This window comes from Arthrobacter sp. P1_B11, from assembly GCF_056406715.1.
Window position 1 is genome coordinate 14,653 of sequence record NZ_JBFTZQ010000013.1, and the last position, 23,205, is coordinate 37,857.

23 protein-coding genes and 1 tRNA gene are annotated in these 23,205 nt (G+C 66.7%); 15 read left to right on the forward strand and 9 right to left on the reverse strand.

Annotation, left to right across the window (positions count from 1 at the left end; genetic code table 11):
* Nucleotides 1-7 precede the first annotated feature (7 nt).
* The 4 genes from AC1D14_RS12265 to AC1D14_RS12280 form a co-directional block, all read right to left on the reverse strand.
* Nucleotides 8-496, reverse strand: a complete 489-nt coding sequence (locus AC1D14_RS12265; RefSeq protein WP_476968566.1) for a GNAT family N-acetyltransferase — start codon at nucleotides 494-496, stop codon at nucleotides 8-10.
* Nucleotides 493-1,761 (reverse strand): iron uptake transporter deferrochelatase/peroxidase subunit, encoded by a 1,269-nt coding sequence (gene efeB, locus AC1D14_RS12270; RefSeq protein ID WP_230117472.1) that lies wholly within the window; start codon nucleotides 1,759-1,761, stop codon nucleotides 493-495. The genes AC1D14_RS12265 and efeB overlap by 4 nt, the downstream gene beginning before the upstream one ends.
* On the reverse strand, nucleotides 1,758-2,708 hold the full coding sequence (gene efeO, locus AC1D14_RS12275) for an iron uptake system protein EfeO (protein WP_476968567.1): 951 nt from the start codon (nucleotides 2,706-2,708) through the stop codon (nucleotides 1,758-1,760). The genes efeB and efeO overlap by 4 nt, the downstream gene beginning before the upstream one ends.
* A gap of 253 nt (nucleotides 2,709-2,961) precedes the next feature.
* Nucleotides 2,962-3,453 carry a YajQ family cyclic di-GMP-binding protein gene (locus AC1D14_RS12280; RefSeq protein WP_230117474.1) on the reverse strand — a complete coding sequence of 164 codons (492 nt, stop codon included), beginning with the start codon at nucleotides 3,451-3,453 and terminating at the stop codon, nucleotides 2,962-2,964.
* Nucleotides 3,454-3,696: 243 nt separating this feature from the next.
* Here AC1D14_RS12280 and AC1D14_RS12285 point away from each other — a divergent pair, with 243 nt between their 5' ends.
* The 3 genes from AC1D14_RS12285 to AC1D14_RS12295 all read left to right on the forward strand — a co-directional run bounded on the left by AC1D14_RS12285 (nucleotide 3,697) and on the right by AC1D14_RS12295 (nucleotide 5,597).
* Nucleotides 3,697-3,951: a hypothetical protein gene (locus AC1D14_RS12285; protein WP_230117475.1), complete on the forward strand. Its 255-nt coding sequence runs from the start codon at nucleotides 3,697-3,699 to the stop codon at nucleotides 3,949-3,951.
* Between the two features lie 116 nt (nucleotides 3,952-4,067).
* A tRNA-Tyr gene (locus AC1D14_RS12290) sits at nucleotides 4,068-4,149 on the forward strand.
* Nucleotides 4,150-4,577: 428 nt separating this feature from the next.
* Nucleotides 4,578-5,597 carry a hypothetical protein gene (locus tag AC1D14_RS12295; RefSeq protein ID WP_476882137.1) on the forward strand — a complete coding sequence of 340 codons (1,020 nt, stop codon included), beginning with the start codon at nucleotides 4,578-4,580 and terminating at the stop codon, nucleotides 5,595-5,597.
* Nucleotides 5,598-5,775: 178 nt separating this feature from the next.
* Here AC1D14_RS12295 and AC1D14_RS12300 read toward each other — a convergent pair whose 3' ends face one another.
* Nucleotides 5,776-6,648, reverse strand: coding sequence for a peptidoglycan-binding protein (locus AC1D14_RS12300; protein ID WP_230117477.1), 873 nt, complete (start codon nucleotides 6,646-6,648; stop codon nucleotides 5,776-5,778).
* A gap of 321 nt (nucleotides 6,649-6,969) precedes the next feature.
* On the opposite strand from AC1D14_RS12300, the gene AC1D14_RS12305 reads away from it, so the two are divergent.
* The gene (locus AC1D14_RS12305) at nucleotides 6,970-7,515 is read left to right on the forward strand and encodes an acyl-CoA thioesterase (protein WP_230117478.1); all 546 of its coding nucleotides are present in this window, start codon (nucleotides 6,970-6,972) and stop codon (nucleotides 7,513-7,515) included.
* Between the two features lie 111 nt (nucleotides 7,516-7,626).
* The gene (locus AC1D14_RS12310) at nucleotides 7,627-8,064 is read left to right on the forward strand and encodes a thioredoxin family protein (RefSeq protein WP_230117479.1); all 438 of its coding nucleotides are present in this window, start codon (nucleotides 7,627-7,629) and stop codon (nucleotides 8,062-8,064) included.
* Nucleotides 8,065-8,155: 91 nt separating this feature from the next.
* Here the strand turns inward: AC1D14_RS12310 and AC1D14_RS12315 are convergent, their stop codons facing one another.
* Nucleotides 8,156-8,434, reverse strand: a complete 279-nt coding sequence (locus AC1D14_RS12315) for a putative quinol monooxygenase (protein ID WP_230117480.1) — start codon at nucleotides 8,432-8,434, stop codon at nucleotides 8,156-8,158.
* 103 nt (nucleotides 8,435-8,537) lie between these two features.
* On the opposite strand from AC1D14_RS12315, the gene AC1D14_RS12320 reads away from it, so the two are divergent.
* Nucleotides 8,538-10,214 (forward strand): AMP-binding protein, encoded by a 1,677-nt coding sequence (locus AC1D14_RS12320; RefSeq protein WP_230117481.1) that lies wholly within the window; start codon nucleotides 8,538-8,540, stop codon nucleotides 10,212-10,214.
* Between the two features lie 130 nt (nucleotides 10,215-10,344).
* Nucleotides 10,345-11,262, forward strand: coding sequence for a hypothetical protein (locus tag AC1D14_RS12325; protein WP_230117482.1), 918 nt, complete (start codon nucleotides 10,345-10,347; stop codon nucleotides 11,260-11,262).
* Nucleotides 11,263-11,330: 68 nt separating this feature from the next.
* Here the strand turns inward: AC1D14_RS12325 and AC1D14_RS12330 are convergent, their stop codons facing one another.
* A complete protein-coding gene (locus tag AC1D14_RS12330) occupies nucleotides 11,331-12,311 on the reverse strand; it encodes a DNA-3-methyladenine glycosylase family protein (RefSeq protein WP_230117483.1) in 981 nt (326 codons plus the stop codon).
* 141 nt (nucleotides 12,312-12,452) lie between these two features.
* Here AC1D14_RS12330 and AC1D14_RS12335 point away from each other — a divergent pair, with 141 nt between their 5' ends.
* Nucleotides 12,453-12,878 (forward strand): VOC family protein, encoded by a 426-nt coding sequence (locus AC1D14_RS12335; RefSeq protein WP_476882139.1) that lies wholly within the window; start codon nucleotides 12,453-12,455, stop codon nucleotides 12,876-12,878.
* Between the two features lie 2 nt (nucleotides 12,879-12,880).
* Here AC1D14_RS12335 and AC1D14_RS12340 read toward each other — a convergent pair whose 3' ends face one another.
* Nucleotides 12,881-13,312, reverse strand: a complete 432-nt coding sequence (locus AC1D14_RS12340; protein ID WP_230117484.1) for a VOC family protein — start codon at nucleotides 13,310-13,312, stop codon at nucleotides 12,881-12,883.
* Between the two features lie 93 nt (nucleotides 13,313-13,405).
* On the reverse strand, nucleotides 13,406-14,539 hold the full coding sequence (locus AC1D14_RS12345; protein WP_230117485.1) for an SLC13 family permease: 1,134 nt from the start codon (nucleotides 14,537-14,539) through the stop codon (nucleotides 13,406-13,408).
* 120 nt (nucleotides 14,540-14,659) lie between these two features.
* On the opposite strand from AC1D14_RS12345, the gene AC1D14_RS12350 reads away from it, so the two are divergent.
* From AC1D14_RS12350 to AC1D14_RS12380, 7 genes are all read left to right on the forward strand, one after another.
* Complete coding sequence (locus tag AC1D14_RS12350) at nucleotides 14,660-16,045, forward strand: cystathionine beta-synthase (protein ID WP_230117486.1); 1,386 nt, start codon at nucleotides 14,660-14,662, stop codon at nucleotides 16,043-16,045.
* 93 nt (nucleotides 16,046-16,138) lie between these two features.
* Entirely contained in the window at nucleotides 16,139-17,302 is a 1,164-nt protein-coding gene (locus tag AC1D14_RS12355) for a cystathionine gamma-synthase (protein ID WP_230117487.1), read from the forward strand.
* A gap of 122 nt (nucleotides 17,303-17,424) precedes the next feature.
* Nucleotides 17,425-18,666: a glycosyltransferase 87 family protein gene (locus AC1D14_RS12360; protein ID WP_230117488.1), complete on the forward strand. Its 1,242-nt coding sequence runs from the start codon at nucleotides 17,425-17,427 to the stop codon at nucleotides 18,664-18,666.
* Nucleotides 18,667-18,764: 98 nt separating this feature from the next.
* Entirely contained in the window at nucleotides 18,765-19,364 is a 600-nt protein-coding gene (locus AC1D14_RS12365) for a winged helix-turn-helix transcriptional regulator (RefSeq protein ID WP_230117489.1), read from the forward strand.
* Complete coding sequence (locus AC1D14_RS12370; protein ID WP_230117490.1) at nucleotides 19,361-20,839, forward strand: MFS transporter; 1,479 nt, start codon at nucleotides 19,361-19,363, stop codon at nucleotides 20,837-20,839. The genes AC1D14_RS12365 and AC1D14_RS12370 overlap by 4 nt, the downstream gene beginning before the upstream one ends.
* Before the next feature lie 171 nt (nucleotides 20,840-21,010).
* Complete coding sequence (locus tag AC1D14_RS12375; protein WP_230117491.1) at nucleotides 21,011-22,378, forward strand: glycosyltransferase 87 family protein; 1,368 nt, start codon at nucleotides 21,011-21,013, stop codon at nucleotides 22,376-22,378.
* Entirely contained in the window at nucleotides 22,375-23,166 is a 792-nt protein-coding gene (locus AC1D14_RS12380) for an SDR family oxidoreductase (protein WP_476968568.1), read from the forward strand. The genes AC1D14_RS12375 and AC1D14_RS12380 overlap by 4 nt, the downstream gene beginning before the upstream one ends.
* The last annotated feature ends 39 nt before the right edge of the window (nucleotides 23,167-23,205 follow it).

Genomic DNA, 23,205 nt, shown 5'->3' on the forward strand with positions numbered 1-23,205 from the left:
TGCAGGCTTACCCGAACGAACGCGCGTAGCACGCGGACAGCGGCTCGCCGGCGTACGGCCCGAAGTTGTCGATCGGCCGGTAGCCCTCGCGCTCGTAGAACCCGATGGCGTCCGGCTGGGCTGTCCCGGTCTCGAGCTTGAGCTCGCGCAGCCCCAGGCGGGCCGCCTCGGATTCAAGGCTGCGCAGCACCGCGGCAGCCACTCCGCTCCCGCGGTGGCCCGGCAGCACGAACATCCGCTTGATCTCCGCCGAGGCCGCGTCCAGCTGCCGCAGCGCGCCGCAGGCCACGGCCGCGCCCTGCCCGTCGCGGGCGACAAGGAAGACGGTGATGTCCTCGGCGGTGGGTGCCGAGCCGGGTTCATGGTCGTCGCATCCGTACCGGGCGTCCAGTTCGGCCCGCTGCATGGCGCGGAGCCGCGTGCCATCCGCTGCGTCCCATGGCTCAGCTGCCACGCTGAAGTCCACGCCGGTGTTTGCGCCCTGGGTGGTTGTCATGCCGTAAAAAGCCCTTCGCCGAAGAATCCGCCGGGCCGCACTCCGGGAGGAACAGCGAACAGGCCCGAGCCGGTGTGCTGCAGGTATTCTACGGACAGGGTGTCCTGCCGTGCCATGGCCAGCTGCATCGGCACGTAGTGCGTGCGCGGATCCTTCACGAACGCGATGAAGAACAGGCCAGCATCCAGGTGGCCCAGGCCGTCGGAGCCGTCCGTGAAGTTGTAGCCGCGCCGCAGCATGCGCACGCCGTTGTTGTGTGACGGGTGCGCCACCCGGACGTGCGAGTCCCTGGCGATCAGCGTTTCCTGGTCCGGGCCCTTCGCGTCGAAGTCCGGGGCAGTGAACTCGGTGCCGCCGGAGAGCGGCGCACCTTCGGCCTTGGTCCTGCCGATCAGGCTCTCCTGCTCGCGAAGGGAGGTGCGGTCCCAGATCTCTATGTGCATGCGGATTCGGCGGGCCACAAGGTAGCTGCCGCCTTCCATCCAGGCTTCGGTGGCTTTGCCGCCGCCGGGGACCCAGACGTGTGCGTCGAGGAGCCCGGCGTCCTCGGCTTTCACATTGCTGGTGCCGTCCTTGAAGCCGAAGAGGTTGCGCGGTGTCTGCTGGGACCGGGACGTAGAGGATGTGCGGCCGAAGCCGAGCTGGGACCAGCGCACGCGGGTCTTGCCGAATCCGATCCTGGCCAGGTTGCGGATGGCGTGGACCGCCACTTGGGGATCATCGGAGCAGGCCTGGACCACGAGGTCGCCGCCGGTCCGCTGCTCCTGCAGGCCGTCCCCGGGAAAATGGGGGAGATCAATCAGGGCCTCGGGGCGGCGCCCCGCCAGCCCGAACCTGCCGGTTCCGTCCTTTTCGAAGAGCGTGGGGCCGAATCCGAAGGTGAGGGTCAGCCGGGCCGCATTCAGGCCCAGGGCTTCGCCGGTATCCTCGGGCGGGGCGTCCGCCGGCCCGCCCACGGCGCCGGTGGATCCGGTTTCCCGCCCTGCCGTCAAGGCAGCGGCAGCCTCCGTCCAGTCCTTCAGCAGCTGGATGAGCTCCGCCCGGTCCTCGGTGATGACATCGAAAGCCGCCATGTGCAGCCGGTCCTGGGCCGGCGTCGTGATTCCCGACTGGCGGTCACCGTAAAAGGCGACGGTGTCATTCGCCGGGCCCGCAGCCTCGGCGACGGCGTCGTGCCCCAGGAATCCTGCGGCCAGTCCGGCGGCAGCGCCCACACCGCCGGCCCCGGCGAGGGACAGCAGTCCGCGACGACTTACCTGGCTCACTGCACCACTGCCGACGTGAGCCGGGAAAGCGGTTCGCCCAGCGCATCGACCAAGGCCGCCAGTTTCTGGACCTGCACGGGCGTGAGCTCGCCGTAGTAGGCAAAGCCGTCACCCTTGGCGTGTTTCTTGAGCTCCGTCTGGAGTGCCGCGAACTTGGAGTCGAGTTCAGTCGCCAGCCCGGCGTTGTTCTGCTGGAGCGCGGGGCGAAGGATCTCGAAGGCGGTCCGTGCGCCGTCCACGTTGGCCTGGAAGTCCCAGAGGTCCGTGTGGGACCAGGTCTCTTCTTCGCCGGTGACCTTGCCGGTGGCCACCTCGTCGAGAAGTTCCTTTGCGCCGTTGCCCAGTTTGTCTGCGGTGAGGGTCACCGTTCGGGTGCGCCGGCGGAGGTCTTCCGTGTCCGCCACGAGCTGCTTGGCCAGCACTGCGCGCTCGGACGTCGTCATCGGCTGGTAGCCGGCAGGGGCGAAGAGGTCCTTCTCCGCCCGGTGCCACCCGGTCCACTGTTCGCCCGGCGCCAGGTCCGCCTCCCGGAGATCCAGCTTGGGGTCCAGATCGCCGAAGGCCTCGGCCACCGGCTCAATCCGTTCCCAGTGCATGCGGGTGGGGGCGTACAGGCTGCGGGCAGTGGCGGCATTGCCGTCCGCGAAGGCGGCGGCGAACGCTTTGGTGCCGGCCACGAGCTGGTCAACCTGGTCCTCGACGTAGGCGGAGTACTTGGCGGCGGCGGTGTCATTGAGTTTCTGCAGGGTGGCATCCCCGGAGACATTCCCGGCAGGACTGCCGGCGGGTGAAGCGGGGGCTCCTGCGCCTACTCCCGCGCCGGCGCAGGACGTGAGGACCAGGGGAAGGAGGACTGCGCCGGCAACCAGTCCGAGTGCGGAGGTGATGCTGCGGGCGGCCGGGCCTCGCGGAGCGCGGGATTGCCGGTCAAAGTAGGGCGCGTTCATGGTGTCCTCGGGGTCTCGGTGCGGGGGCGTGGGTACCGGCCTCGTGGTCAACTGACCCTAAGTAAGGCTGGCCTAAGCAGGAGACTACCCGCGGCTGAGAATTAAGCGAAATTTCCGTGCCCTAATTACGGGGGGCTCGTAAGGCTGAACGTCCGTGGGCTCAGATATACGCATGAGGCCGGGTGTCCGCGCCAGATGTGACGCGGGCGCCCGGCCCCGGCGGTCCAGCCGAAAGGGCCGGAGGTGATGCTTGCTAGCTGCGGAAGTTCACGAACTGGAGATCGGCCTCGTCAAAGTCCTTCAGCAGGGCCATGGTGGCCTGAAGGTCATCGCGGGACTTGGACGTCACGCGGAGTTCGTCGCCCTGGATCTGGGACTTGACGGACTTGGGCGCCTCGTCGCGGATCAGCTTGTTGATCTTCTTGGCGAGATCCTGGGCGATACCCTCCTTGATGGAAGCCTCCAGCCGGAATTCCTTGCCCGAAGCGTACGGCTCACCCGTGTCCAGGGACTTGAGCGAGATCCCGCGGCGGATCAGCTTGGACTGCAGCACGTCCAGAACGGCAAGGACGCGCTCTTCAGAGTTCGCCTTCATGAGGATCTTGTCATCGCTGAAGTCAACCTCGGCCCCGACGCCCTTGAAGTCGTATCGCTGCACCAGCTCCTTCTGCGCCTGGTTCAGGGCGTTCGCCACTTCCTGCTTGTCTACTTTGCTTACGACGTCGAATGTGGACTCGCCTGCCATGACTCTCCTCTTGATGGTGGTTGCTTTCGCCCGGCCGGCGCCGGTTGTGCCCGCGCATGGACTGCCCATTGCAAAGTTGTGCCGGCCCGGCCTGGCGTGGATATCTGCAGTCCAGCGTAGTACGGATGGGCCGGTTGTGAAGGTGAAACCCCTTTCACAGTTCTCTCATAGCGAAGGCACTGGTGGAACGAAGGTTGGCTGCGCAGAGTTGTAGGAGTTGGAAGCCGCCCCGGAAGGAATGCAATGACCCACCAGGCAGTCCGCTATGTCAGCCGATCCACCGCAGCCGCCGCCGGGGTGATCGCGACTGCAGCCACCTCGGTCACCGCCGCGGCCGTGGCCGCGTCGATCATCCTTAGCCCCGCCGCGGACGCATCATCGAGACTGGACGGCGTGCACGCGGACCTCCAGCGGGCAGTGCAGCTCCATCAGATCACCGAGGAGCAAGCTGTCCGGTTTGAAGCGAAACTCGCCGGGCGCATTCTCGGAGAAGCCTGAATTTCCGGGCTTTTTGGGCCGTTTCCGGCTCGATTCGATTCTTCGGCAGAAGTTCTGTAAAGTTGTCTTGCCCGCGGTTACTGGAAGCAATAACCCGGGTAACTTCTTTGAAGTTCGGCAGATTACCCGAGCGGCCAAAGGGGGCTGACTGTAAATCAGCTGGCAACGCCTACGGGGGTTCGAATCCCTCATCTGCCACCCACGGGAAAACCCCGTCTGACCTGCGAAACGCAGGCCGGGCGGGGTTTTTCGTCCCTGGAGGGCCCCTACAGCCTGGTGACCCAATGAGGCACCACCCGGGTCCAGCCTGTGCCGCGGCAACCCGTTCATGCTGCCGCTCAAATGCCGCCTCCGCACCCCTTCTCAAATAGACCAAATAGGGCCATGCTTTTGCTAACCCTGTCCGGACTTGGCAACGGTCTCAGGTAGAGGAGGCTGAATGCATCTTCTGGTCGTTCCTCGGTGAGTCGTCCCGAGAGACACTAATCCGCGCCCCGTCCACGGAGACTTTGCACGTATCCGTACTGGGTGCGGTTTCGCCAGCGCTGCCCTCCAGATGAGCCCAATGCGGCGGGCCGGGCGCAGCTGCTGGAATCCAGTAATTCCAACAGCGAAAGGCTACAGAGATGTTCAAGCCAAAAAGACGACCGGCAGCGTTGGGTTCCGCTTTCACGCTGCTCATAGCGATGTCCACAGTGGCGTCGTGTGGCGCGCCCAATGCCGCGCCAGCCCCGGCTGCGACTTCGGGGTCGTCGCAGTCGGCCTCTGCTTCGGCGACCCCGTCAGTAACAACCGAAACGACTTCGCCGGCAGCGTCGCCGACGGGCAGCGCGGACGCCACAGAGCTGTGCGGGCCCGGCTCTGCCATCAACTTTGACCTCAGCGCGTTCCAGGCGTCGCCGAAGATCGACAACAAGTGGTTCCCGCTGAAGCCGGGCGCGCAGTACACGACGACGGGCACCGTGAAGACCGAGGAGGGCACCGCGGAGCGGAAGGTTGTCCACGAAGTGACCGGCCTGACCAAGACGATAGACGGCGTGAAGACCCAGGTGATGTGGGACCGGGACTATGCTGACGGCGTGCTGGTCGAATCCGAACTGGCCTTCTTTGCCCAAACGGAGTCGGGGACAGTCTGGCTGTTTGGGGAGTACCCGGAAGAGTACGAGAACGGCAAGTTCACGGGCGCCCCCAGCACGTTCATTCACAGCATCTCCGAAGCCCAGGCCGGCGTCGCCATGCCGGGCGAGCCCAAGACCGGCACTCCGGAATATGTTCAGGCCCATGCACCGGCAGTGGACTTCCTGGACTGCGGCAAGGTCTTCAAGGAGAACGATCGGGTGTGCGTGCCCACTGGCTGCTACGACGACGTGCTGGTCATCGATGAACACAACCCGCTGGAACCGGCTGTTGGGCACCAGCGGAAATACTATTCAGCGGGCACCGGACTGGTGAAAGTGACGGCAGTGGGCGGCGCAGACCAGGAGACCCTCGAACTGGTCAAGATCGAGCAGCTGACAGACGCCCAGCTGAAAGAAGTCAACCAGGGGGCAATGAAACTCGACGCGCACGCATACCAGGTCAACAAGACCGACTACGCCAAGACGCCCCGCGCCGAAGAGGCGGCTGCGGGCACCGGCGGCTACTGAGGAGTTGAACGACCAGGACGACATGKGTTTCCGGACCCATCGACCGGTCCCCATCGCGGCGAACGGCCGCCCTAAAGGGACCGGTCATTCCTGAAACCAGCAATTGTTCGGCCGAGGGCAGCCACTTACGGGCATGGCGTAGCGGCTGCCGGGTATCGTGGGCCGGGCCGCCCTGCTGCTAGTTAAGGGCTATCACGAGCATTTGGGTGGTACCGGGAATGCAGGTCTGCAGCACCGCCCTGGGGAACCCGCCAAACACGGCGGCAACATCGTTGGTGGTACCGCCGTTGGGAACCTGGCCCCGGGCGGCCACCGTGTAGGTGCCGTAGCCCGGAACGTCCACTCTCTCGCCTACCTGGATTCCGGAGAAACGCGCCCAGCCGCCGCAGAAGTCGTGTTCAGTGATGAAAAGCGAGTACCCGTCGTCTGGTGTGTAGTGGATGGGTCCGATGCATTGGTCCACCATGGCCTGTCCACCTGCGCCAGCAACGTAGATGGTCCGGACGAGCGGCACCGGAGCCGGTGCCGGCTGCGGAGGCGCGGGTTTTGCCGGGGCCGCTGCGGGAACGGGTACCGTTACCCGAGCGGGTGCCGCCACCGCGGCACGTGCCGGAACGGGAGCAGGCGCCGGAGCCGGAGCACGCACCGGCACCTTGGCGGCGGGGGCAGTTCTGTGCGGGGCCGCAGTCACCCGGGCCTTCGCAGCAATCGAGGAGGCGGATGTCTTCTTTGGGACCGTGCGGCTAACTGCGGCGGACACCCGCGGCGACGGCCTGGCGGCGGGTTCGGAAGCGGGCATGTCTGACACTGAGCCCGGCCGGCCGGACCACGGCATCGCGTCATCCTGGAGGGCGGCCGGTACGGGTTGGCTCGCTGAAGCAGGAGTCTCGTGCGCGGGAGCCGCTGACCAAATGGGGGCCGTAGCGCTCACCAGCAGCACGCCGGCGAGCACGAGGACCCGGATGCCGAATCCGGTGTGCAGCGAGCCTGGCTGCAGATCAAATAGTTGAACCGCCGCACGGTGCTGGCTGGCGATTTCCTGCTGATTCATGGCTGACCCCTGAACCGTTGCGCGGCCGGCAGTATCTCGCGGCCGCTTGCTGGGCGGTCAGACGCAGACAGGGGAGGCGCTCGGGCGGGATCGCTTCCTGTTCACGCTTGACCATTAAATTGAGAGGGACGCGCTCACAAACGCATCTGCCCAGCAGTGTTGAGTGTAGGAGCGCAGGGCCGGGGGCACCCGCGTGGGCAGTACCTGTCTTTCCGCGCGACCCCTACTTGAATCCCGCAGGCCTCGCCGGGAGCCTGCGGGCGCGGGGAACCTGCGGGCGGGGAACTGCGAAAGTTGTTACTCACAAGTAACATAGACGTCATGCACCTGCTACTGCGCACCCTGATGCTGCTGTTCAGCTCCTCCAAACGCTCTGCAATCAGCGTCTGGGAGGAGTCCTCGCTTCCGCTCCGCGTGCTCCCGACGGACATCGACATCGCCATGCACGTCAACAACGGGATGTACTTCTCGCTGATGGACCTGGGCCGCTTCGACCTGATGGTTCGGAGCGGCACGTGGGCGAAGATGCGCCGGCGCGGCTGGAGTCCCGTGGCCGCGGGCGAGACCATCGCGTTCCGCCGCTCCCTGCGGTTATGGCAGCGCTACACGGTCGAGTCCAGGATCATCGGACTGGATGCCAAGGCGATTTATTTCGAACAGCGCATGGTCGTGGATGGCGAGATCTATGCCCGGGCATATATCGCCACGCGTCTTGTGAGCGCGGGAAGGCCCGTGAGCCAGGAGGAAATTCTCGCCGAGTTTGGCGAGCCCCCGGCCGGGCTGGAGCTTCCGAAGTGGATCAATGACTGGCGCGAAACCAACGCGCTGCCCGGGGCTCGCAGGCCGGCACCGCACGCCTGGGTCTGACCACGCAAGAGGCCGTCGAAGAGCCGGGGCGGAGATATTCCCGGTGACGCGGGGAGCGAACAAGCCGCCCGGCGGAGGGACATCGGGACCGGCCTCGCGTACGGTTGAACCATGGCTACCGTTGACATCACAGGTGAACAGTTCGCATCGACCATCGAGGGCAATGACATTGTCCTGGTGGACTTCTGGGCCGCCTGGTGCGGGCCGTGCCGCCAGTTCGCCCCCACGTACTCCGCCGTTTCGGAGAAGCACAGCGACGTCGTCTTCGCCAAGGTGGACACCGAAGCAGAACAGCAGCTGGCCGCGGAGGCCGGCATCACGTCCATCCCCACGCTCATGGCTTTCCGCGAGAAGGTCCTGGTCTTCTCGCAGCCCGGTGCGCTGAACGCCCCGCAGCTTGAACAGGTGATCGACGCCGTCAAGGCCCTCGACATGGAGGAAGTCCACGCCCACGTGGCGCGCTCGCAGGCCGAAGCCGCCGCGTCCGCAGGCAACAGCACGGGCAACAACGCCGGCACGCAGGACGGCACCCAGATCCCGGATTTCTAGTTCGGCTTTTAACTGCAACGCGGGGTCATTCCGCACCCACAACCTCGGTTCCTTGGGTGCGGAGTGACCCCGCGGTTCTTGTAGGGACGGACTAGAGGCGCACGAGCTGGACAGGCTCGGCCAGCAGGGCGCTGAGGGATTCGTTGAGGTCCTGGACCGCGGTCCCCTTGGAATGCTTGTGGAGGTCTTCTTCCGAGGCCCACTGCTCGGTCAGGACCAGCTTCTCCTCGCTGACTTCGGTGAGCTCGTACTGGATGCAGCCGGGCTCGCTGACTACCTCGTCAATGGCGATTTCCAGGGCGAGCTTCACGCGGAAGAATTCGCCGTCGTTGGGGATGAACGTTGCCTGCAGGTCGATGGGTGCACTCATGGATTTCACAATACCGGCCGCCGCCTGCGGGTCCGGACCTGTTTACGCCGAACACCCTTCTGTTGCGCTTCTCTTGCCCGGAGCCAGTTGATAGCGTGCCATCATGCGCGCTTACACAGCCGGGGACACTGACGTCCCGCTGCTCGAAGAAACCATCGGCCAGAATTTCGAGCGGGTGGTGGCCCGGTTTCCGTTCCATGATGCGCTGATCGAGGCGGCCGCGGTGCCCGGCGCCGACGCCCGCCGCTGGAGCTACACCAAACTGAACGACGACGTCGACCGGCTCGCCCGCGCGCTCCTCGCACTGGGCGTCGCGAAGGGGGAGCGGATCGGCATCTGGAGCCCCAACTGCGCCGAGTGGACCATCCTGCAGTACGCCACGGCCAAGATCGGGGCCGTTCTTGTCAACGTGAATCCGGCCTACCGCAGCTATGAGCTGGAGTTCGTGGTCAGGCAGAACGGCATGCGGATGCTGGTTACGGCGCCGTCGGACCGGAATAGCGACTACGTGGCGATGGCGCGACAGGCGCTCGCCGAATGTCCGGAGCTGCGCGAGCTCGTGTTTCTGCCGGATCTTGGTGCGGAACAGCTCGACGCCGGCGTCCCCCAAGCCGGGCAGGAGCTTACTTACGCCGAGCTGCTCAAGCGGGCGGACGACGTCGGGCATTCCGGGCTGAAGGCCCGCATGGCGGAACTGGACGCGCACGACCCCATCAACCTGCAGTACACCTCCGGGACCACGGGCTTCCCCAAGGGCGCGACACTGACGCACTCCAATATTCTGAACAACGGCTACTCGATCGGCGAGCTCCTGGGGTACACCGAGCACGACCGCGTGGTGATTCCGGTGCCGTTCTACCACTGCTTCGGCATGGTGATCGGGAACCTGAATGCTCTCAGCCACGGCGCGGCCACCATCATTCCCGGCCGCAGCTTCACGCCGGCCGCCGCGCTGGAAGCGGTGCAGGACTTCGGCGGCACGTCCCTCTACGGCGTGCCCACCATGTTCATCGCCGAACTGGCGCTGCCGGACTTCGCGTCGTACGACCTCTCGACGTTGCGCACCGGCGTGATGGCCGGTTCGCTGTGTCCTATCGAGGTTATGAACCGGGTGATCTCGGAAATGAACATGGAGGACGTGGCCATTTGCTACGGCATGACCGAGACCTCGCCGGTGTCCACCATGACCCGGAGCGGGGACACCATGCAACAGCGCACCGAAACCGTGGGCCGGACCATGCCGCGGCTGGAGAGCCAAGTGGTGGACCCTGCCACGGGGGACGTCGTGGAGCGCGGCGAAATCGGCGAACTCTGCACCCGCGGCTACGCCGTCATGAAGGGCTACTGGAACCAGCCGGACAAGACCGCGGAGGCCATCGACGCCGAGGGCTGGATGCATACGGGCGACCTGGCCCGCATGGATGACGACGGCTACGTGGTGATCGAGGGCCGGATGAAGGACATGGTGATCCGCGGCGGCGAGAACATCTACCCGCGCGAGATCGAGGAATACCTTTACACCCACCCCTCGATCCAGGACGTGCAGGTGATCGGCGTGCCCGATGCCACGTACGGCGAGGAACTCATGGCGTGCATCATCCTCAAGCCCGGGGCGGAGCCGCTCGACGCCGCCGCCGTGGCTGATTATTGCCGCGGGAAGCTGGCCCACTACAAGATCCCGCGCTACGTCGACGTCCGCGAGAGCTTCCCCATGACGGTCTCGGGCAAGATCCGCAAGGTGGAGATGCGCGAGGAAGCCGTGGCTCGCCTCGGCCTCTGAGAGCAACGCGGAGTCAGATATCGCCGCATAGAGCGCGTCTATTGGGCGCCATCTGACCCCGCGTTGCAAAAGCTGAAGTCAGGCTGTGGATAACTCCTGAGGGCCGCGACGAGCAGCCAGAATAGTTCCCATGGCCCGGTCAACGCCGCTACCCGACACCCTGAACCAGTTGCCCTTTACCGTGTACGAATCGAGGGCGCAGGGCGTTTCAGCGAAACGGCTCCGCGCCAAAGACCTTGCCGACGGCGGCCGCCTTATCTATCTGCCGCGTGGCCGGGAACTCGAACTGTGGGAACGAGCCAGGGTATTGGCGGCCGCCACGCCGGGAGCATGGGTGTCCCATCAGACCGCCGCGGAGCTCACGCCGTTGGGGCTTCCGCCGTGGATGGACGGGGACACGGTTCACCTCAGCAAGACGCATGAGCTGCCCCGCGTGCGCCGCGACGGAGTGACCGGTCACCGGGTCCGCATAATTCCAGGGGAGGTCGGGGAGCGTGACGGCATCCCCATGTCCCTGCCGCCCCGGACCTGGCTGGACCTGGCTGCGGTGTTGCCGCTCGATTACGTCATCGCGATGGGGGATCAGCTCATCAGGGTTCCAAGGGCTAACTTCGAGGGCCGGACCACGCCTCATGCCTACAAGGACGGTCTGCGCCTGCTCATCCGGCAGCACCCGAACATGAAGGGCGTGGAGAAGGCCCGGCAGGCGCTGGATGAGATGCGTGTAGGGGCAGACTCCTACCCGGAAACGTTCCTGCGGCTCGCCATGCTGGACGCCCACCTGCCCGAGCCGGAACTGCAGCTGCGCGTTGACCCGTCCGACCCATGGTCGCCGACGGCCGACCTCGGGTACCGGCGCTTTCGGATTGCACTGCAGTACGACGGCGCCCATCACCTTTCGCGGGAACAGCAGTCCCGAGACAACCGTCGCGACGAGGCTTTCATCAGTGCGGGCTGGACCTACTTCAAGGTCAACGCCGACGATTTGGAGGACGGATTCCAACGGGTGATCAGCCGGGTCAAATGTGCGAAGCGCCGCTCATCCTAAGACAACGCGGGGTCACTTGGCGCCCAACGGAGGCAGGGAATTGGGCTCGAAGTGACCCCGCGTTGGTTTCAGTGCCGGCGGTGATCCTGGATGGTCATGCGCGGGCCGAACGTGGGTTTCCGGAAGCCGCTGAGACCGATCATGCGGACCACCCGCTGCCGGTGGCCCTTCCACGGCTCCAGCAGGGCCAGCATACCGGCGTCGTCAGTTCTCCTGCCGGTCAGCGCGGCGCCCACATAGGCTGCCAGATGGTAGTCGCCCACGGCGACCGAGTCCGGGCAGCCGTGTGTCCGCTGCACCACCTCGGCGGCTGTCCACACACCTATGCCAGGAATGGTCTGCATCTTCGCTGCAGCCTCCGCCGCCGGCAGTTGGGCCAGCCGTTCAAGCGCGACGGCGGAACGCAGCGCCCGCATGACGGTGGCCGACCGCTGGGGACCCACCCCGGCCTTGTGCCATTCCCAGGACGGAATGCGGAGCCACTGCTCAGGAGTGGGCTTGACGAGAAGCCCGGCCGGTGCAACGGAACCCGCGCCGGGCGCTGGCGTGCCATAGCGGTACATGAGGTAGCGGTAGCCCCGCCGCGCCTCAATGACGGTTACCTTTTGTTCCAGGATGGTGGGCACGAGCGAGTCAGCCATGCGCCCCGTGGAGGGCAGACGGACGGCGAGGTTCCGGCGTCGGGCGTCACGGACCATGCGGGGGAGCGTCGCGTGGAACACGGCCTCGTCAAACGCCGACCAATCGTCCTCGGCTCCCAGCAGGCGGGGAACGGAGGCCAGGGCCGCAGCGGAACCGGGACCCCACGCCTGCACACCGACGTAGGGTTCCGGTCCTGTCTCGGCGCTGGTGAGCCGCAGCGTGACCGGACCTTCCGCCGTCGTGAATGCCATCCACAGGCCCTCCGGCCGGGAAGCAAATGAGGGATCTCCGTTGCCGCGCATGAGCGTGCCCAGGGTCTGGCGCAGGCTGTAGGGACCTCCGGGATGCCACCGCAGGGAGGCGTCAGCGGCAGCGGCAACGCTGGCGGGGACGTCTGTGATGGTCATTGAATCATCGTCCCACGGACCGCTGACAGCGCGTGCCGGGGAGCTTCCGGACAGCCCTTAACCAGTGCGGTGCGGAGGACTACAATCCCAGGTGTGGCGCGGGTCCGCCGCGTCTTCCCTTCAAACTGTCAGGTGAGCGCAATGGGTGGAGTGGTGCATTTCGAAATCCCCGCGGACGACCAGGACCGGGCGAGAAACTTCTACAGTCAGGCCCTCGGCTGGCGGATCGATCCCATGCCGGAGATGGACTACAACGTGGTCATCACCACCCCGATGGATGAACAGACCGGCAGGCCTACTGAACCCGGAGCCATCAACGGCGGCATGATGGCCCGGGAAGGCGAGCTGACGACCCCCGTCATCACGGTGGACGTCGACGACATCGAAGCCACCCTGCGGACTGTCGAGCAGCTCGGCGGTTCCGTGGTCAAGCCGAAGGATGCCATTCCCGGCATGGGTTTCTATGCCTACTTCAAGGACACCGAGGGCAACGTCCTGGGCCTGTGGGAGAACCTTCCGGCCGAAGCGGCCGGGGCGGCCGGCGGTGCGGAGGGCGCAGCGGGCTAAAGCTACTCCTCGCCGAAGCGGGCGCGGGCCTCCGCCGGGATCAGCGGCTTCTGGGCGCGGACCTTGAGTTCCTGCACGGCCCAGGTGTTGCCGTCGGGATCGCTGAACCCGAAGAAGGTGCCGCCGTCGCGCTCGTCAAAGACGGTTATTTCGCTCGCCTCCACGCCCCGGCTGAGCAGCTCGTCGCGCGCGGCCCGGGCGTCCGGCACCACCAGCTGCAGTCCGCGCATGGACCCGGGGGCCATCTCATTTTGGGCGGGGAGATCGCCGATCACGATCGAACAGCCTGAGCCACGCGGCGTCAGCTGGACCACGTGCATGTGCTCATTCTTGGTGTCGTGATCAAGGTTGAAGCCCACCTTGTCGCGGTAAAACTCCACGGCGCGGCCGATATCACTCACCGGGAGCACCACCACTTCGAGGGTCCAGTCCATGGCAAGGGTTCCTTTCGTCGAAAGCTGAGGGAGGATGCGTAGCCAGCCTGCCGTGCCGGGATGGTTATTGGCTAGGGTGCCCCAGCCGAAAATTCAGGGCATCCCGTTGCCCAGCCACAGCGCAAGCACTGCCAGCGGCAGTGCCAGCAGGACGACGACGAGGCCAGCCAGTGCGAAGCCACCCCACCGGACGCGCAGGTTCAGGGTCTGGAGCCGCTCGTGCCACAGCAGTGTGGCGAGCGAAGCCCACGGCGAAACGAGGGGCCCAAGGTTGACTCCGATGAGCAGGGCCGCCAGCCGCACCGGTGAGCCGGCCACAGGCTCCAGGGCCAGGTACGCGGGAAGGTTGTTGGCGATGTTGGCCGAACCGGCTCCCAGCGCGGCCAGCCGCAGCAGCTCCGGGAACGTCTCGCCCGATCCGGCCGCCGGGGCCAGCGCCTGCGTGAGGCCGTGAGAGTGCAGGGCCTCCACCACCATGAACAGCCCAGCCGTCAGCATGAGCGGGCGCCACGGCACCATGGACCAGCGCAGCGCGGACGGGCGGCGCCACAGGAATACCGCCAGGAGGAACGCTGCCGCGGCCATGGCGGGAATCGCCACCGGGACGCCGGAAACCAACGCCGGAAGCAGCACGAGCAGGGTTCCGCCGGCCGCCTTCAGCAGGCTCCGGTCCCGCACCCAGTGCGCCGGCTGGGGACCGTAGCGGCCGCGAAGGTCCTTGCGGAACGCAAGCCACAGCAGTGCGGCGGGCACCAGGACGCCCACTAGCCAAGGTGCCCACATCAGCCCGGCGAAACGCAGCGGAGTCAGTGAAAGCCTTCCCTGCGCGAGCAGGTTGGTGAGGTTGGAGACGGGGAGAAGCAGCGACGCCGTGTTGGCCAGCCATACCGTGCTCAAGGCGAACGGCAGCGGAGGGATCCGGGCATGGACCGCCAGGAGCACCACAACTGGTGTCACCAGCACGGCGGTGGTATCCAGCGACAGGAACGCGGTGGCGACGGCGGACAAGGCAAGCACCAGGAGCCACAGCAGGAAGACGCTGCCCCGGCCCAGCGCGGCGATGCGGTCGGTCACCACCCGGAACAGCCCGGCGTCGTCCACCAGTTCAGTGACCACCGTCATCGCCAGCACAAAGGCCAGCACGGGAACGGTGCGTCCGGCCAGCTCCCGGAACGAGTCCCAGGGCAGGAACCCGGCGGCGAGGGTTCCGGCGCCCGCGGCAAGCATGACGCCTGGGAGAAGATAACTCCGCAAGTTCTTCGGCAGGCGCAGGGGCGTCACCGCATAATCTTCGCACCGAAAGCTGCCAAGAGGACCGCATGCGGGCAAGACGGTAAGTTTGTACCCATGAAGTACGCCCAGTCCGTTTTGGACCTAATCGGCAACACCCCGCTGATCAAGCTCAACCACGTCACCGACGGCATCAAAGCCACAGTCCTCGTGAAGCTGGAATACGTGAACCCCGGCGGTTCCATCAAGGACCGCATCGCGGCCAAGATGATCGAGGAAGCCGAACGGGACGGCAAGCTGAAGCCCGGCGGCACCATCATCGAGCCCACCTCCGGCAACACCGGCGTCGGGCTGGCCCTCGTGGCACAGCAAAAGGGCTACAAGTGCATCTTCGTGGTGCCGGACAAGGTGGGGGAGGACAAGAGGGCCGTCCTCCAGGCCTACGGGGCCGAAGTGGTGGTGACGCCCACAGCCGTCGCGCCGGACAGCCCGCAGAGCTACTACGGCGTTTCGGACCGCCTGGTCACCGAGATCCCCGGCGCCTACAAGCCGGACCAGTTCTCCAACCCTGCGGCACCGCGCAGCCATTATGAGAGCACCGGCCCGGAAATCTGGCGGGACACCGACGGAACGGTGACGCACTGCGTGATCGGCGCCGGCACCGGCGGCACGATCACCGGCACGGGCCGGTTCCTCAAGGAGGTCTCGGCGAACCGTCCGGAGTCCGACGGCGGCCGGGTCAAGATCATCGGGGCAGACCCCGAAGGCTCTGTCTACTCGGGCGGCACCGGCAGGCCGTACTTCGTTGAAGGCGTGGGCGAGGACATGTGGCCCGCCAACTACGACAAGTCAGTTCCGGACCAGGTCATCGCCGTCACCGACGCTGATTCCTTCGCCATGACCCGGCGGCTCGCCCGCGAGGAAGGCCTCCTGGTGGGCGGTTCCTCAGGCATGGCCGTCGTCGCCGCGCTCCAGACCGCCCGCGACCTCCCCGAGGACGCAGTGGTGGTGGTGATCCTGCCGGATTCCGGCCGCGGCTACCTCGCCAAGATCTTCAACGACCAGTGGATGCGCTCCTACGGCTTCCTGTCCGGCGGCGAGGAAGCCTCCGTGGGCGAGGTCATCAAGTCCAAGACGGGCGAACTGCCGGACCTGGTCCACATCCACCCGAACGAGACCGTCCGCGATGTCATCAACATCATGAACGAGTTCGGTGTCAGCCACATCCCGGTGCTGTCCCAGGAACCGCCCGTGGTGATGGGCGAGGTCCTCGGAGCCGTGGACGAGCGCTCGCTGACCGCCAAGCTGTTCCGCGGCGAGGCCAAGCTCACGGACAAGATTTCCGAGCACATGGGAGCGCGGCTCCCGGTGATCGGCTCGCTGGAAACGATCTCGGCCGCCCGCGAACTGCTCTCCGACGTCGACACCGTGATGGTGACGTTCGTCGGCGCTCCCGTGGGCATCCTCACCCGCCACGACCTCCTCGCGTACCTCAGCAACTGACCCAGTGGTTGAGCCTGCCAGTCCGTTGGTTGAGCTTGTCGAAACCTTGATCTCGACACGTTCGATCACCGGATACCAGCCGAAAGGAACTTCATGTCTGTCTCTGAAAACCAAGGATTCAACACCCGCGCTGTGCACGCCGGCCAGGCTTTCGAGCCCCGCACCGGCGCCGTGGTTCCGCCGCTGCACTTCAGTTCCACCTATGCGCAGGACGGCATCGGCGGCCTGCGCGACGGGTACGAGTACGGCCGCGGCGGGAACCCCACCCGGGACGCCCTGCAGGAACAGCTCGCGGCGCTTGAGGGCGGCACCCACGCCTATTCCTTCAGCTCCGGCCTGGCCGCCGAGGACTCGCTCATCCGCGCCCTTTGCCGGCCGGGCGACCACATTGTGCTGGGCAACGACGCCTACGGGGGTACGTACCGGCTGATCAGCCGCGTGCTCGGCGACTGGGGGATCGGCAACACCCCCGTGGACATGTCAGATCTCGAATCAGTCGCCGCCGCAGTGGCCGCCAACAAGACCCGTTTCGTGTGGGTGGAAACCCCCTCCAACCCTCTGATGAAGATCACCGACATCGAGGCCCTCGCCACGGTGGCGCACGACGCCGGCGCCCTCCTGATCGTCGATAACACCTTTGCTTCCCCCTACTTGCAGACCCCGCTCGCCCTGGGTGCCGACGTCGTGGTCCACTCCACCACGAAATACATCGGCGGCCACTCCGACGTGGTGGGTGGCGCGATCGTGGTCAAGGACGCCGAACTGGCGGAGAAGATCGGCTTCGTGCAGTTCGCCGTGGGCGCGGTCTCCGGTCCGATGGACGCCTTCCTCACCACCCGCGGGCTGAAGACTCTGGGTGTCCGCATGGACCGTCACAGCGACAACGCCCAGGCCGTGGCGGAATGGCTGCTGGACCGCCCGGAGGTTGAGGCGGTGCTGTACCCGGGCCTGCCCTCGCACCCCGGCCATGAGCTCGCCAAGAAGCAAATGAAGAAGTTCGGCGGCATGATCTCCGTGCAGTTCAAGGGTGGCGAAGCGGCCGCGCGGAAGGTGGCCGAATCCACCACGGTCTTCACCCTGGCGGAGTCGCTGGGCGGCATCGAATCCCTGATGAACTACCCCTCGGAAATGACGCACGCCTCTGTGAAGGGCACCGAGCTGGCGGTCCCCGTTAACCTCATCCGCCTTTCCTGCGGCATCGAGGACGTCGAGGACCTCATCGCGGACCTCGAGCAAGCCTTCACGTTCATCAAGTGACGGCGGCTCCGGAGACCCCCGACCGGACGCAGAGGCCGGTGCAGCCAGCACTACCGCAGTCAGCAGTCTGGAAGTCAGCACGGCCGCCGGCCACAGGGCGGCAGGCCGCCCGCGGATGGCTGATGACGGCGGCGGGTGCGCTCGCCGTCGTCGCCTCCCTCGCGGTGCTGTACACCCAGTACGCCCCGATGATGAACGACTTCGAGGTGTACTACTACGGCGGAACCAAGGTGCTGCAGACCGGTGAGAGCGGGGTCAGCGAACTTTACGCCGTCCGCGATGGGCTGCCCTTCACGTACCCGCCGTTCGCAGCCCTGCTGTTCGCCGGGCTGGCCACCATGAGCCTCGGCCAGAGCAGCATGCTGTTCATTGGCGCGGCGCTGGCCGGAGCCGCGGTGGTCTCGGCCTGGCTGAGCCGGCATTACTTCGGCCTGGGCCGCTGGCGCGAGACCTTCGCGGACTGGCGTTTCCGGGCCGTGGCGCTCGCCGGAACGGGGGCCATTCTGCTCCTGGGTCCGTGGCGCGACACCTTCGTTTTCGGGCAGATCAACATCATCCTGATGGGCTTGATCCTGACGGATTTCGCCCTGCACGGAAAGGCCCGCGCCGGCGAAATCCGCTGGCCTGCCGGGCTGCTGATCGGGATGGCTGCCGGGATCAAGCTCACGCCGCTGGTGTTCGGGCTGTACTTCCTGGTGCGCCGCGACTTCAAAGCGCTGGGATGGATGGCCGCCGGATTCCTCGGATCCATCGCCGTGGCCTGGGCCGTGCTGCCCAACGCCTCGGTCATGTTCTGGACCAAGATCCTTCCCGACACCGGCCGCATCGGCGATCCCGGCTACGTGGACAACCTTTCCGTCAAGGGACTGCTGCTGCACCTAGGACTGCCGGACTCAGGGGTCACCAGCCTGCTGTGGCTTGTGCTCTCCCTCGCGCTCGTGGCGGTGGCCGCGCTGGTGATCAAGTGGACCGTTGCCGCCGACGAAAACTTCGTGGCGGTGTCAGCGACTGCGGTGCTCATGCTTCTCATCAGCCCGATCTCGTGGTCGCACCACTGGGTGTGGATGGCCGTGGCACTGCCTTCCATGGCCTTTGCGATGCACCGGGTTCCCTCCCGGGCAGGCCGGATGCGGCTGGCCGGCTGGATCCTCGTGGCAGCGGCGGCAGTGGCGTTTTACCTCACCCCGAAGGACCTCGCCATGATGGCCGGGGCCGAAGTCTGGGGCGCGAATCCGCGGACGGCGTGGCCGCTGATGGTCTCCAGCCTTGGCGTGTTGTGCGGCATGGCGATGCTCGGCTACTGGGCCCTGGCGTACCGCCCCGCGCGGGCCGGGCTGCGGAAGGAACCTTCTGCGCCGAAGTGACATTTCGCCGACAGTGTTCCCGAGGCGGATTGCCGCGAAATGCCCATCTCAACGCCCAGGGCCTGGCTTTCTTCAAGAAAGTCATCTAGGCTCGCCTCATGGCACTCCGCTCGGACTGGTCCCAACGCACCTGCAGCATGGCCCGCGGCCTCGACATTCTCGGCGACCCCTGGGGCATGCTGGTCCTGCGCGAGGTGTTCTTCGGCAACGGCCGCTTCGACTCCATGAAGGAGCGCCTCAGGGTGGCGGATTCGGTCCTTACCAAGCGGCTCGCCGCCCTCGTCGAGTCCGGGCTGCTGACCAAAAAACCGTATGACGACGGCGGCCGCACCCGCCAGGAGTACGTGCTTACCCCCAAGGGCGAGGATGCGCTGCCGGTCCTCAACGCCGTGGTGATCTGGGCGGAAAAGCATCTCCCCGCACCGTCCGAAGCTGCCCATATGTACGTGATCCATTCGCGGTGCGGGCACCGGACCAGCTCGGCGGACACCTGCGTGGAATGCGGTGAGCGGCTCACGGCCGACAACACGAGCTGGCACAGCCTGACGCGCACCGGAAGGCCGGTACCGCTGGCAACCGCGCCCGATTCCGACCAGGAACCGACAGGGCAGGAGCAAGCAGGGTTCGAGCAAGCAGAGCACGGGCAAGCAGAACCCGCCGCCACGGAAGCAACCGGACAACAAGGGGCCGCAGCATGAGCAGCAACGAAGTGAGCGAAGCCGAAGCCCCGGACGCCAGAACCCAGGAACACGGAAGCCCCGGGACGCAGCCCGCGACCCCCGGGACGCAGCCCGCGACCCCCGGGACGCAGACCGCAACCCCCGGGACGCCGCGGCGGCGCCGGCTGCACCCGGCCTGGATTGTGGCGTCCGTGGCGTTCCTGGCTCTTGTTGGCGCCGCCGGTTTCCGGGCCGCGCCCGGCGTGCTCATGGTCCCGCTGCAGCAGGAATTCGGCTGGTCCACCACGGTGCTGTCTGCAGCTGTCAGCATCAACCTGGTCTTGTTCGGCCTCACCGCCCCGTTCGCCGCCGCCCTCATGGAACGGTTCGGGATCCGCGCCGTGACGGCCGTGGCGCTCGTCCTGATTGGGGCCGGCAGCGCGCTGACCGTGCTGGTCAGCCAGTCCTGGCAGATCCTGCTGACCTGGGGGCTGCTGATCGGACTGGGGACCGGCTCCATGGCGCTCGTGTTCGCGGCGACCATCGCCAACACATGGTTCGCCAGGAGCCGCGGGCTGGTGATCGGAATCCTGACCGCCGGCAGCGCCGCCGGCCAGCTGGTCTTCCTGCCGTTCATGGCCATGCTGGCGCAGGATCCCGGCTGGCGCCAGGCCTCCCTCCTGATCGCGGCCGGCGCCCTGGCGGTAGTCCCGCTGGTGCTGAAGTTCCTGAAGAACTCGCCGGCCGACGTCGGGGTGTTGCCTTACGGCGCGGAGGCGTCGGTCAGCGACTCGGAACCGGGGTCCGCCCCTCCGGCCGACGCCGACGCCGTCGCTGTCACTGCGGTCACCGGATCCGCCGCCCAGCCCAGCGGCAACGCGGCTGTCCGCGCGCTGCAGGTGCTCAAGCGTGCCAGCAAGGTGCGCACATTCTGGGCACTCGTGGCCGGATTCGCCATCTGCGGCGCCACCACCAACGGACTCATCGGGACCCACTTCATTCCCTCCGCCCACGACCACGGCATGCCGGAGACCACCGCGGCGGGCCTGCTGGCGGTCGTCGGGATTTTCGACATCCTGGGCACCATCGCTTCCGGGTGGCTGACCGACCGCTTCAACCCGAGGATCCTGCTGGCCGTGTACTACCAGTTCCGCGGGATCGGGCTGCTGGTGCTCCCGCTGCTCCTGAGCGCTTCGGTCCAGCCCAGCATGATCGTGTTCGTGGTGATCTACGGCCTCGACTGGGTGGCCACCGTGCCGCCCACGGCCGCCATCTGCCGCAAGGTGTTCGGCGCAGACGGCAGCGTGGTGTTCGGCTGGGTCTTCGCAGCCCACCAGCTCGGCGCCGCAGCGGCAGCCCTGGCCGCAGGGGCGATCCGCGACGCCACGGGCCAATACACCTACGCGTGGTTTGCCGCTGCCGCGATGTGCACCATTGCCGCGGTCATCAGCGCCACGATGCGCAAGGATGCCGGCAAGGCGCAGCCTGCACCGGTCGCCGCCGGCGCTGCCTGATACTTTGCGGTCCGCAGCGGCGAGGGCGCCGGAGCAAGCGGCCAGCGGTCAGTAGAATGAGCGGGTGGCGCCTGGTCGGGCGCGGGTCCTGCGGCACGGCGCAAAACGCGTGCAGCAGGCGCACATACAGGATCCACGCTTCGGCAGGATTGCACATCAGGGGGACACTGAATGGCACTGCTCGACGCCCAAGCACAAGGCAGTACGCCCGCTGACGCACAAGACGGAAGGGTCGCCGGCCCGGAGGGGCGCCTGCGCCGTCCTTTGGCCGCGGTGCTCTCCGCGGAGTTCCTGACGCTGCTCGCGGTGCTGGCCGCCGCCATCTTCATCTCATCGCGGCTCGACGCGTGGGGCGAGAAGGGCCTGGACTTCAGCGTCTACTGGCACGGCGGCAAGGTCCTGAACGAAGCCGGCCTCGCGCCGTCGGGCCTCTACCGTCTGACACTGGAATGGGCAGGTGGTCCGCAACTTCCGTTCACCTATCCGCCGTTCGCGGCGCTCCTCTTCAGCCTGCTGGCCAGGCTGCCGCAGGAAACGGCCCTCTTGCTCTTCAACGCCGCCGGGGTGGCCGTCGCCGCATGGGTGGCGGCGCGCGGAGTCCGCTACTGGAACGCCAAGTCCGACTGGCGCAGCACCTTTGCCTCCGCCACGCTGCCCTCGCTGCTCAACCGCCTGGGCGCGGTTGTGCTGCTCTTGGCTGTTCTCAACCTGGGCCCGTGGCGCGAGACCCTGGCCTTCGGCCAGATCAACATCCTCCTGATGGGGATGATGGCGGCAGACCTCCTGGCCCGCAACCCGCGCTGGAGCCGAGGCCTGCCCGGCAGCGGCTTCCTGGTGGGCGTGGCGGCCGGAATCAAGCTGACACCCCTGGTGTTCGGCCTGTACTTCCTGGTGCGCAGGGACTGGCGCGGGCTGCTGAACATGGGCGCCGGCTTCGCCTCCACCGTGCTGTTGGGCTGGCTCATCAGACCCGCAGAGTCCCTGCAATTCTGGCTTGACATCATTCCGGACACCTCCCGGATCGGCGGGGCAGGCTACGTGGACAACCTGTCTATTAAAGGGGCGCTGCTGCACTTCGGTGTTCCTGCTGCCGGAGTCACTCTCCCCTGGCTGGTCCTGAGTCTCCTGGTGGTGGCCCTCGGCGCGGCCGTCATCAAGTCCGCCAGCGACCAAGGCTCCAGGGTGGTGGCCATTTCCGCCACGGCCCTCACCATGCTGCTCGTCAGTCCCGTTTCGTGGTCCCACCACTGGGTCTGGATAGCGGCGGTGCTGCCTGCATTTGCCTGGACCCTGCGCGAGACTCCTCACCGTCATCGGCTGATGCGCTGGCTCATGGGAGTAGTCCTCGGGGTTTCAACCATTGTGTTCCTCTTCTCGCCCAAGACCATCGGCACCGCGTTCGGGGCAGGGAACCTCAACATCCAGACGCCCGGGCTGTGGATCATGGCCTCCAGCGCAGGCGTGTTCTGTGCCGTGGCCATCATGGCCTGCTGGCTCGTGGTGCTGCGGCGGGGCAAAGTGGCGGAGCTGCCGGCATGAGCCTTGAACCCGACCACGCGGAACTCCAGGCGGTTGAACCCCAGCGCAAAACGGCCCTCGTCACCGGCACCGGCCGGCTGGCCGGGATCGGCGCCGGGATCGCCCGGCAGTTGGCTGCCGACGGCTGGGACCTGGTCCTGACCTTCTGGCAGGAGTACGACGCCCGCATGCCCTGGGGAATCCAGCCTGACGACGTCGAACAGCTCACCGCCGAGCTGGAAGCCATCGGTGCCCGGGTGCTGGCACTGCCCGCCGATTTCCAGGATCCGCAGGCCGTGGACAGGCTGATGGCCGGCATCGCGGAACAGACGGGCACGCTCCACGGATTGGTGCTGAGCCACGCGGAGTCCGTTGATTCGGGCGTCCTGGACACCACGCTGGAAAGCTTTGAGCGTCACTTCGCCGTGAACACGCGCGCCAGCTGGCAGCTGATCGCTGCATTCGCCCGGCAGGCAGCCGACGACGGCGGTGCGATCGTCGCGCTGACCAGCGACCACACAGCGTTCAACCTGCCGTACGGGGCGTCCAAGGGGGCGCTGGACCGGATCGTCATTGCCTCCGCCCGGGAACTGGGCCCGCTGGGCATCACGGCGAACGTGCTGAACCCGGGGCCGGTGGACACCGGCTGGATGGACGGGGAGCTTCGGGAGGAACTGTCCCGTCGCCAGCCCGGTGGCCGGCTTGGGACTCCGGCGGATGTAGCGGGCACCGTCGCCTTCCTGCTGTCCCCGGCGGGACGCTGGGTGTCGGGCCAGCTGATCAAAGCCGACGGCGGCTTCTCGGCCTGAGTGCTTTAGCGCGCGTCGGTGTTGAGCTTGTCGAAACCG

Bases quoted from the DNA above. Each gene is read 5' to 3' on its own strand.
- AC1D14_RS12320 (WP_230117481.1), top strand. From the start codon at position 8,538: ATGCGCGCTTACACAGCCGGGGACACTGACGTCCCGCTGCTCGAAGAA.
- AC1D14_RS12305 (WP_230117478.1), top strand. From the start codon at position 6,970: ATGCACCTGCTACTGCGCACCCTGATGCTGCTGTTCAGCTCCTCCAAA.
- efeO (WP_476968567.1), bottom strand. From the start codon at position 2,708: ATGAACGCGCCCTACTTTGACCGGCAATCCCGCGCTCCGCGAGGCCCG.
- AC1D14_RS12355 (WP_230117487.1), top strand. From the start codon at position 16,139: ATGTCTGTCTCTGAAAACCAAGGATTCAACACCCGCGCTGTGCACGCC.
- AC1D14_RS12280 (WP_230117474.1), bottom strand. From the start codon at position 3,453: ATGGCAGGCGAGTCCACATTCGACGTCGTAAGCAAAGTAGACAAGCAG.
- AC1D14_RS12295 (WP_476882137.1), top strand. From the start codon at position 4,578: ATGTTCAAGCCAAAAAGACGACCGGCAGCGTTGGGTTCCGCTTTCACG.
- AC1D14_RS12300 (WP_230117477.1), bottom strand. From the start codon at position 6,648: ATGAATCAGCAGGAAATCGCCAGCCAGCACCGTGCGGCGGTTCAACTA.
- AC1D14_RS12345 (WP_230117485.1), bottom strand. From the start codon at position 14,539: ATGCTTGCCGCGGGCGCCGGAACCCTCGCCGCCGGGTTCCTGCCCTGG.
- AC1D14_RS12330 (WP_230117483.1), bottom strand. From the start codon at position 12,311: ATGACCATCACAGACGTCCCCGCCAGCGTTGCCGCTGCCGCTGACGCC.
- AC1D14_RS12360 (WP_230117488.1), top strand. From the start codon at position 17,425: ATGACGGCGGCGGGTGCGCTCGCCGTCGTCGCCTCCCTCGCGGTGCTG.
- AC1D14_RS12325 (WP_230117482.1), top strand. From the start codon at position 10,345: ATGGCCCGGTCAACGCCGCTACCCGACACCCTGAACCAGTTGCCCTTT.
- AC1D14_RS12380 (WP_476968568.1), top strand. From the start codon at position 22,375: ATGAGCCTTGAACCCGACCACGCGGAACTCCAGGCGGTTGAACCCCAG.
- AC1D14_RS12365 (WP_230117489.1), top strand. From the start codon at position 18,765: ATGGCACTCCGCTCGGACTGGTCCCAACGCACCTGCAGCATGGCCCGC.
- AC1D14_RS12310 (WP_230117479.1), top strand. From the start codon at position 7,627: ATGGCTACCGTTGACATCACAGGTGAACAGTTCGCATCGACCATCGAG.
- AC1D14_RS12265 (WP_476968566.1), bottom strand. From the start codon at position 496: ATGACAACCACCCAGGGCGCAAACACCGGCGTGGACTTCAGCGTGGCA.
- AC1D14_RS12375 (WP_230117491.1), top strand. From the start codon at position 21,011: ATGGCACTGCTCGACGCCCAAGCACAAGGCAGTACGCCCGCTGACGCA.
- AC1D14_RS12315 (WP_230117480.1), bottom strand. From the start codon at position 8,434: ATGAGTGCACCCATCGACCTGCAGGCAACGTTCATCCCCAACGACGGC.
- AC1D14_RS12340 (WP_230117484.1), bottom strand. From the start codon at position 13,312: ATGGACTGGACCCTCGAAGTGGTGGTGCTCCCGGTGAGTGATATCGGC.
- AC1D14_RS12370 (WP_230117490.1), top strand. From the start codon at position 19,361: ATGAGCAGCAACGAAGTGAGCGAAGCCGAAGCCCCGGACGCCAGAACC.
- AC1D14_RS12350 (WP_230117486.1), top strand. From the start codon at position 14,660: ATGAAGTACGCCCAGTCCGTTTTGGACCTAATCGGCAACACCCCGCTG.
- AC1D14_RS12335 (WP_476882139.1), top strand. From the start codon at position 12,453: ATGGGTGGAGTGGTGCATTTCGAAATCCCCGCGGACGACCAGGACCGG.
- AC1D14_RS12285 (WP_230117475.1), top strand. From the start codon at position 3,697: ATGACCCACCAGGCAGTCCGCTATGTCAGCCGATCCACCGCAGCCGCC.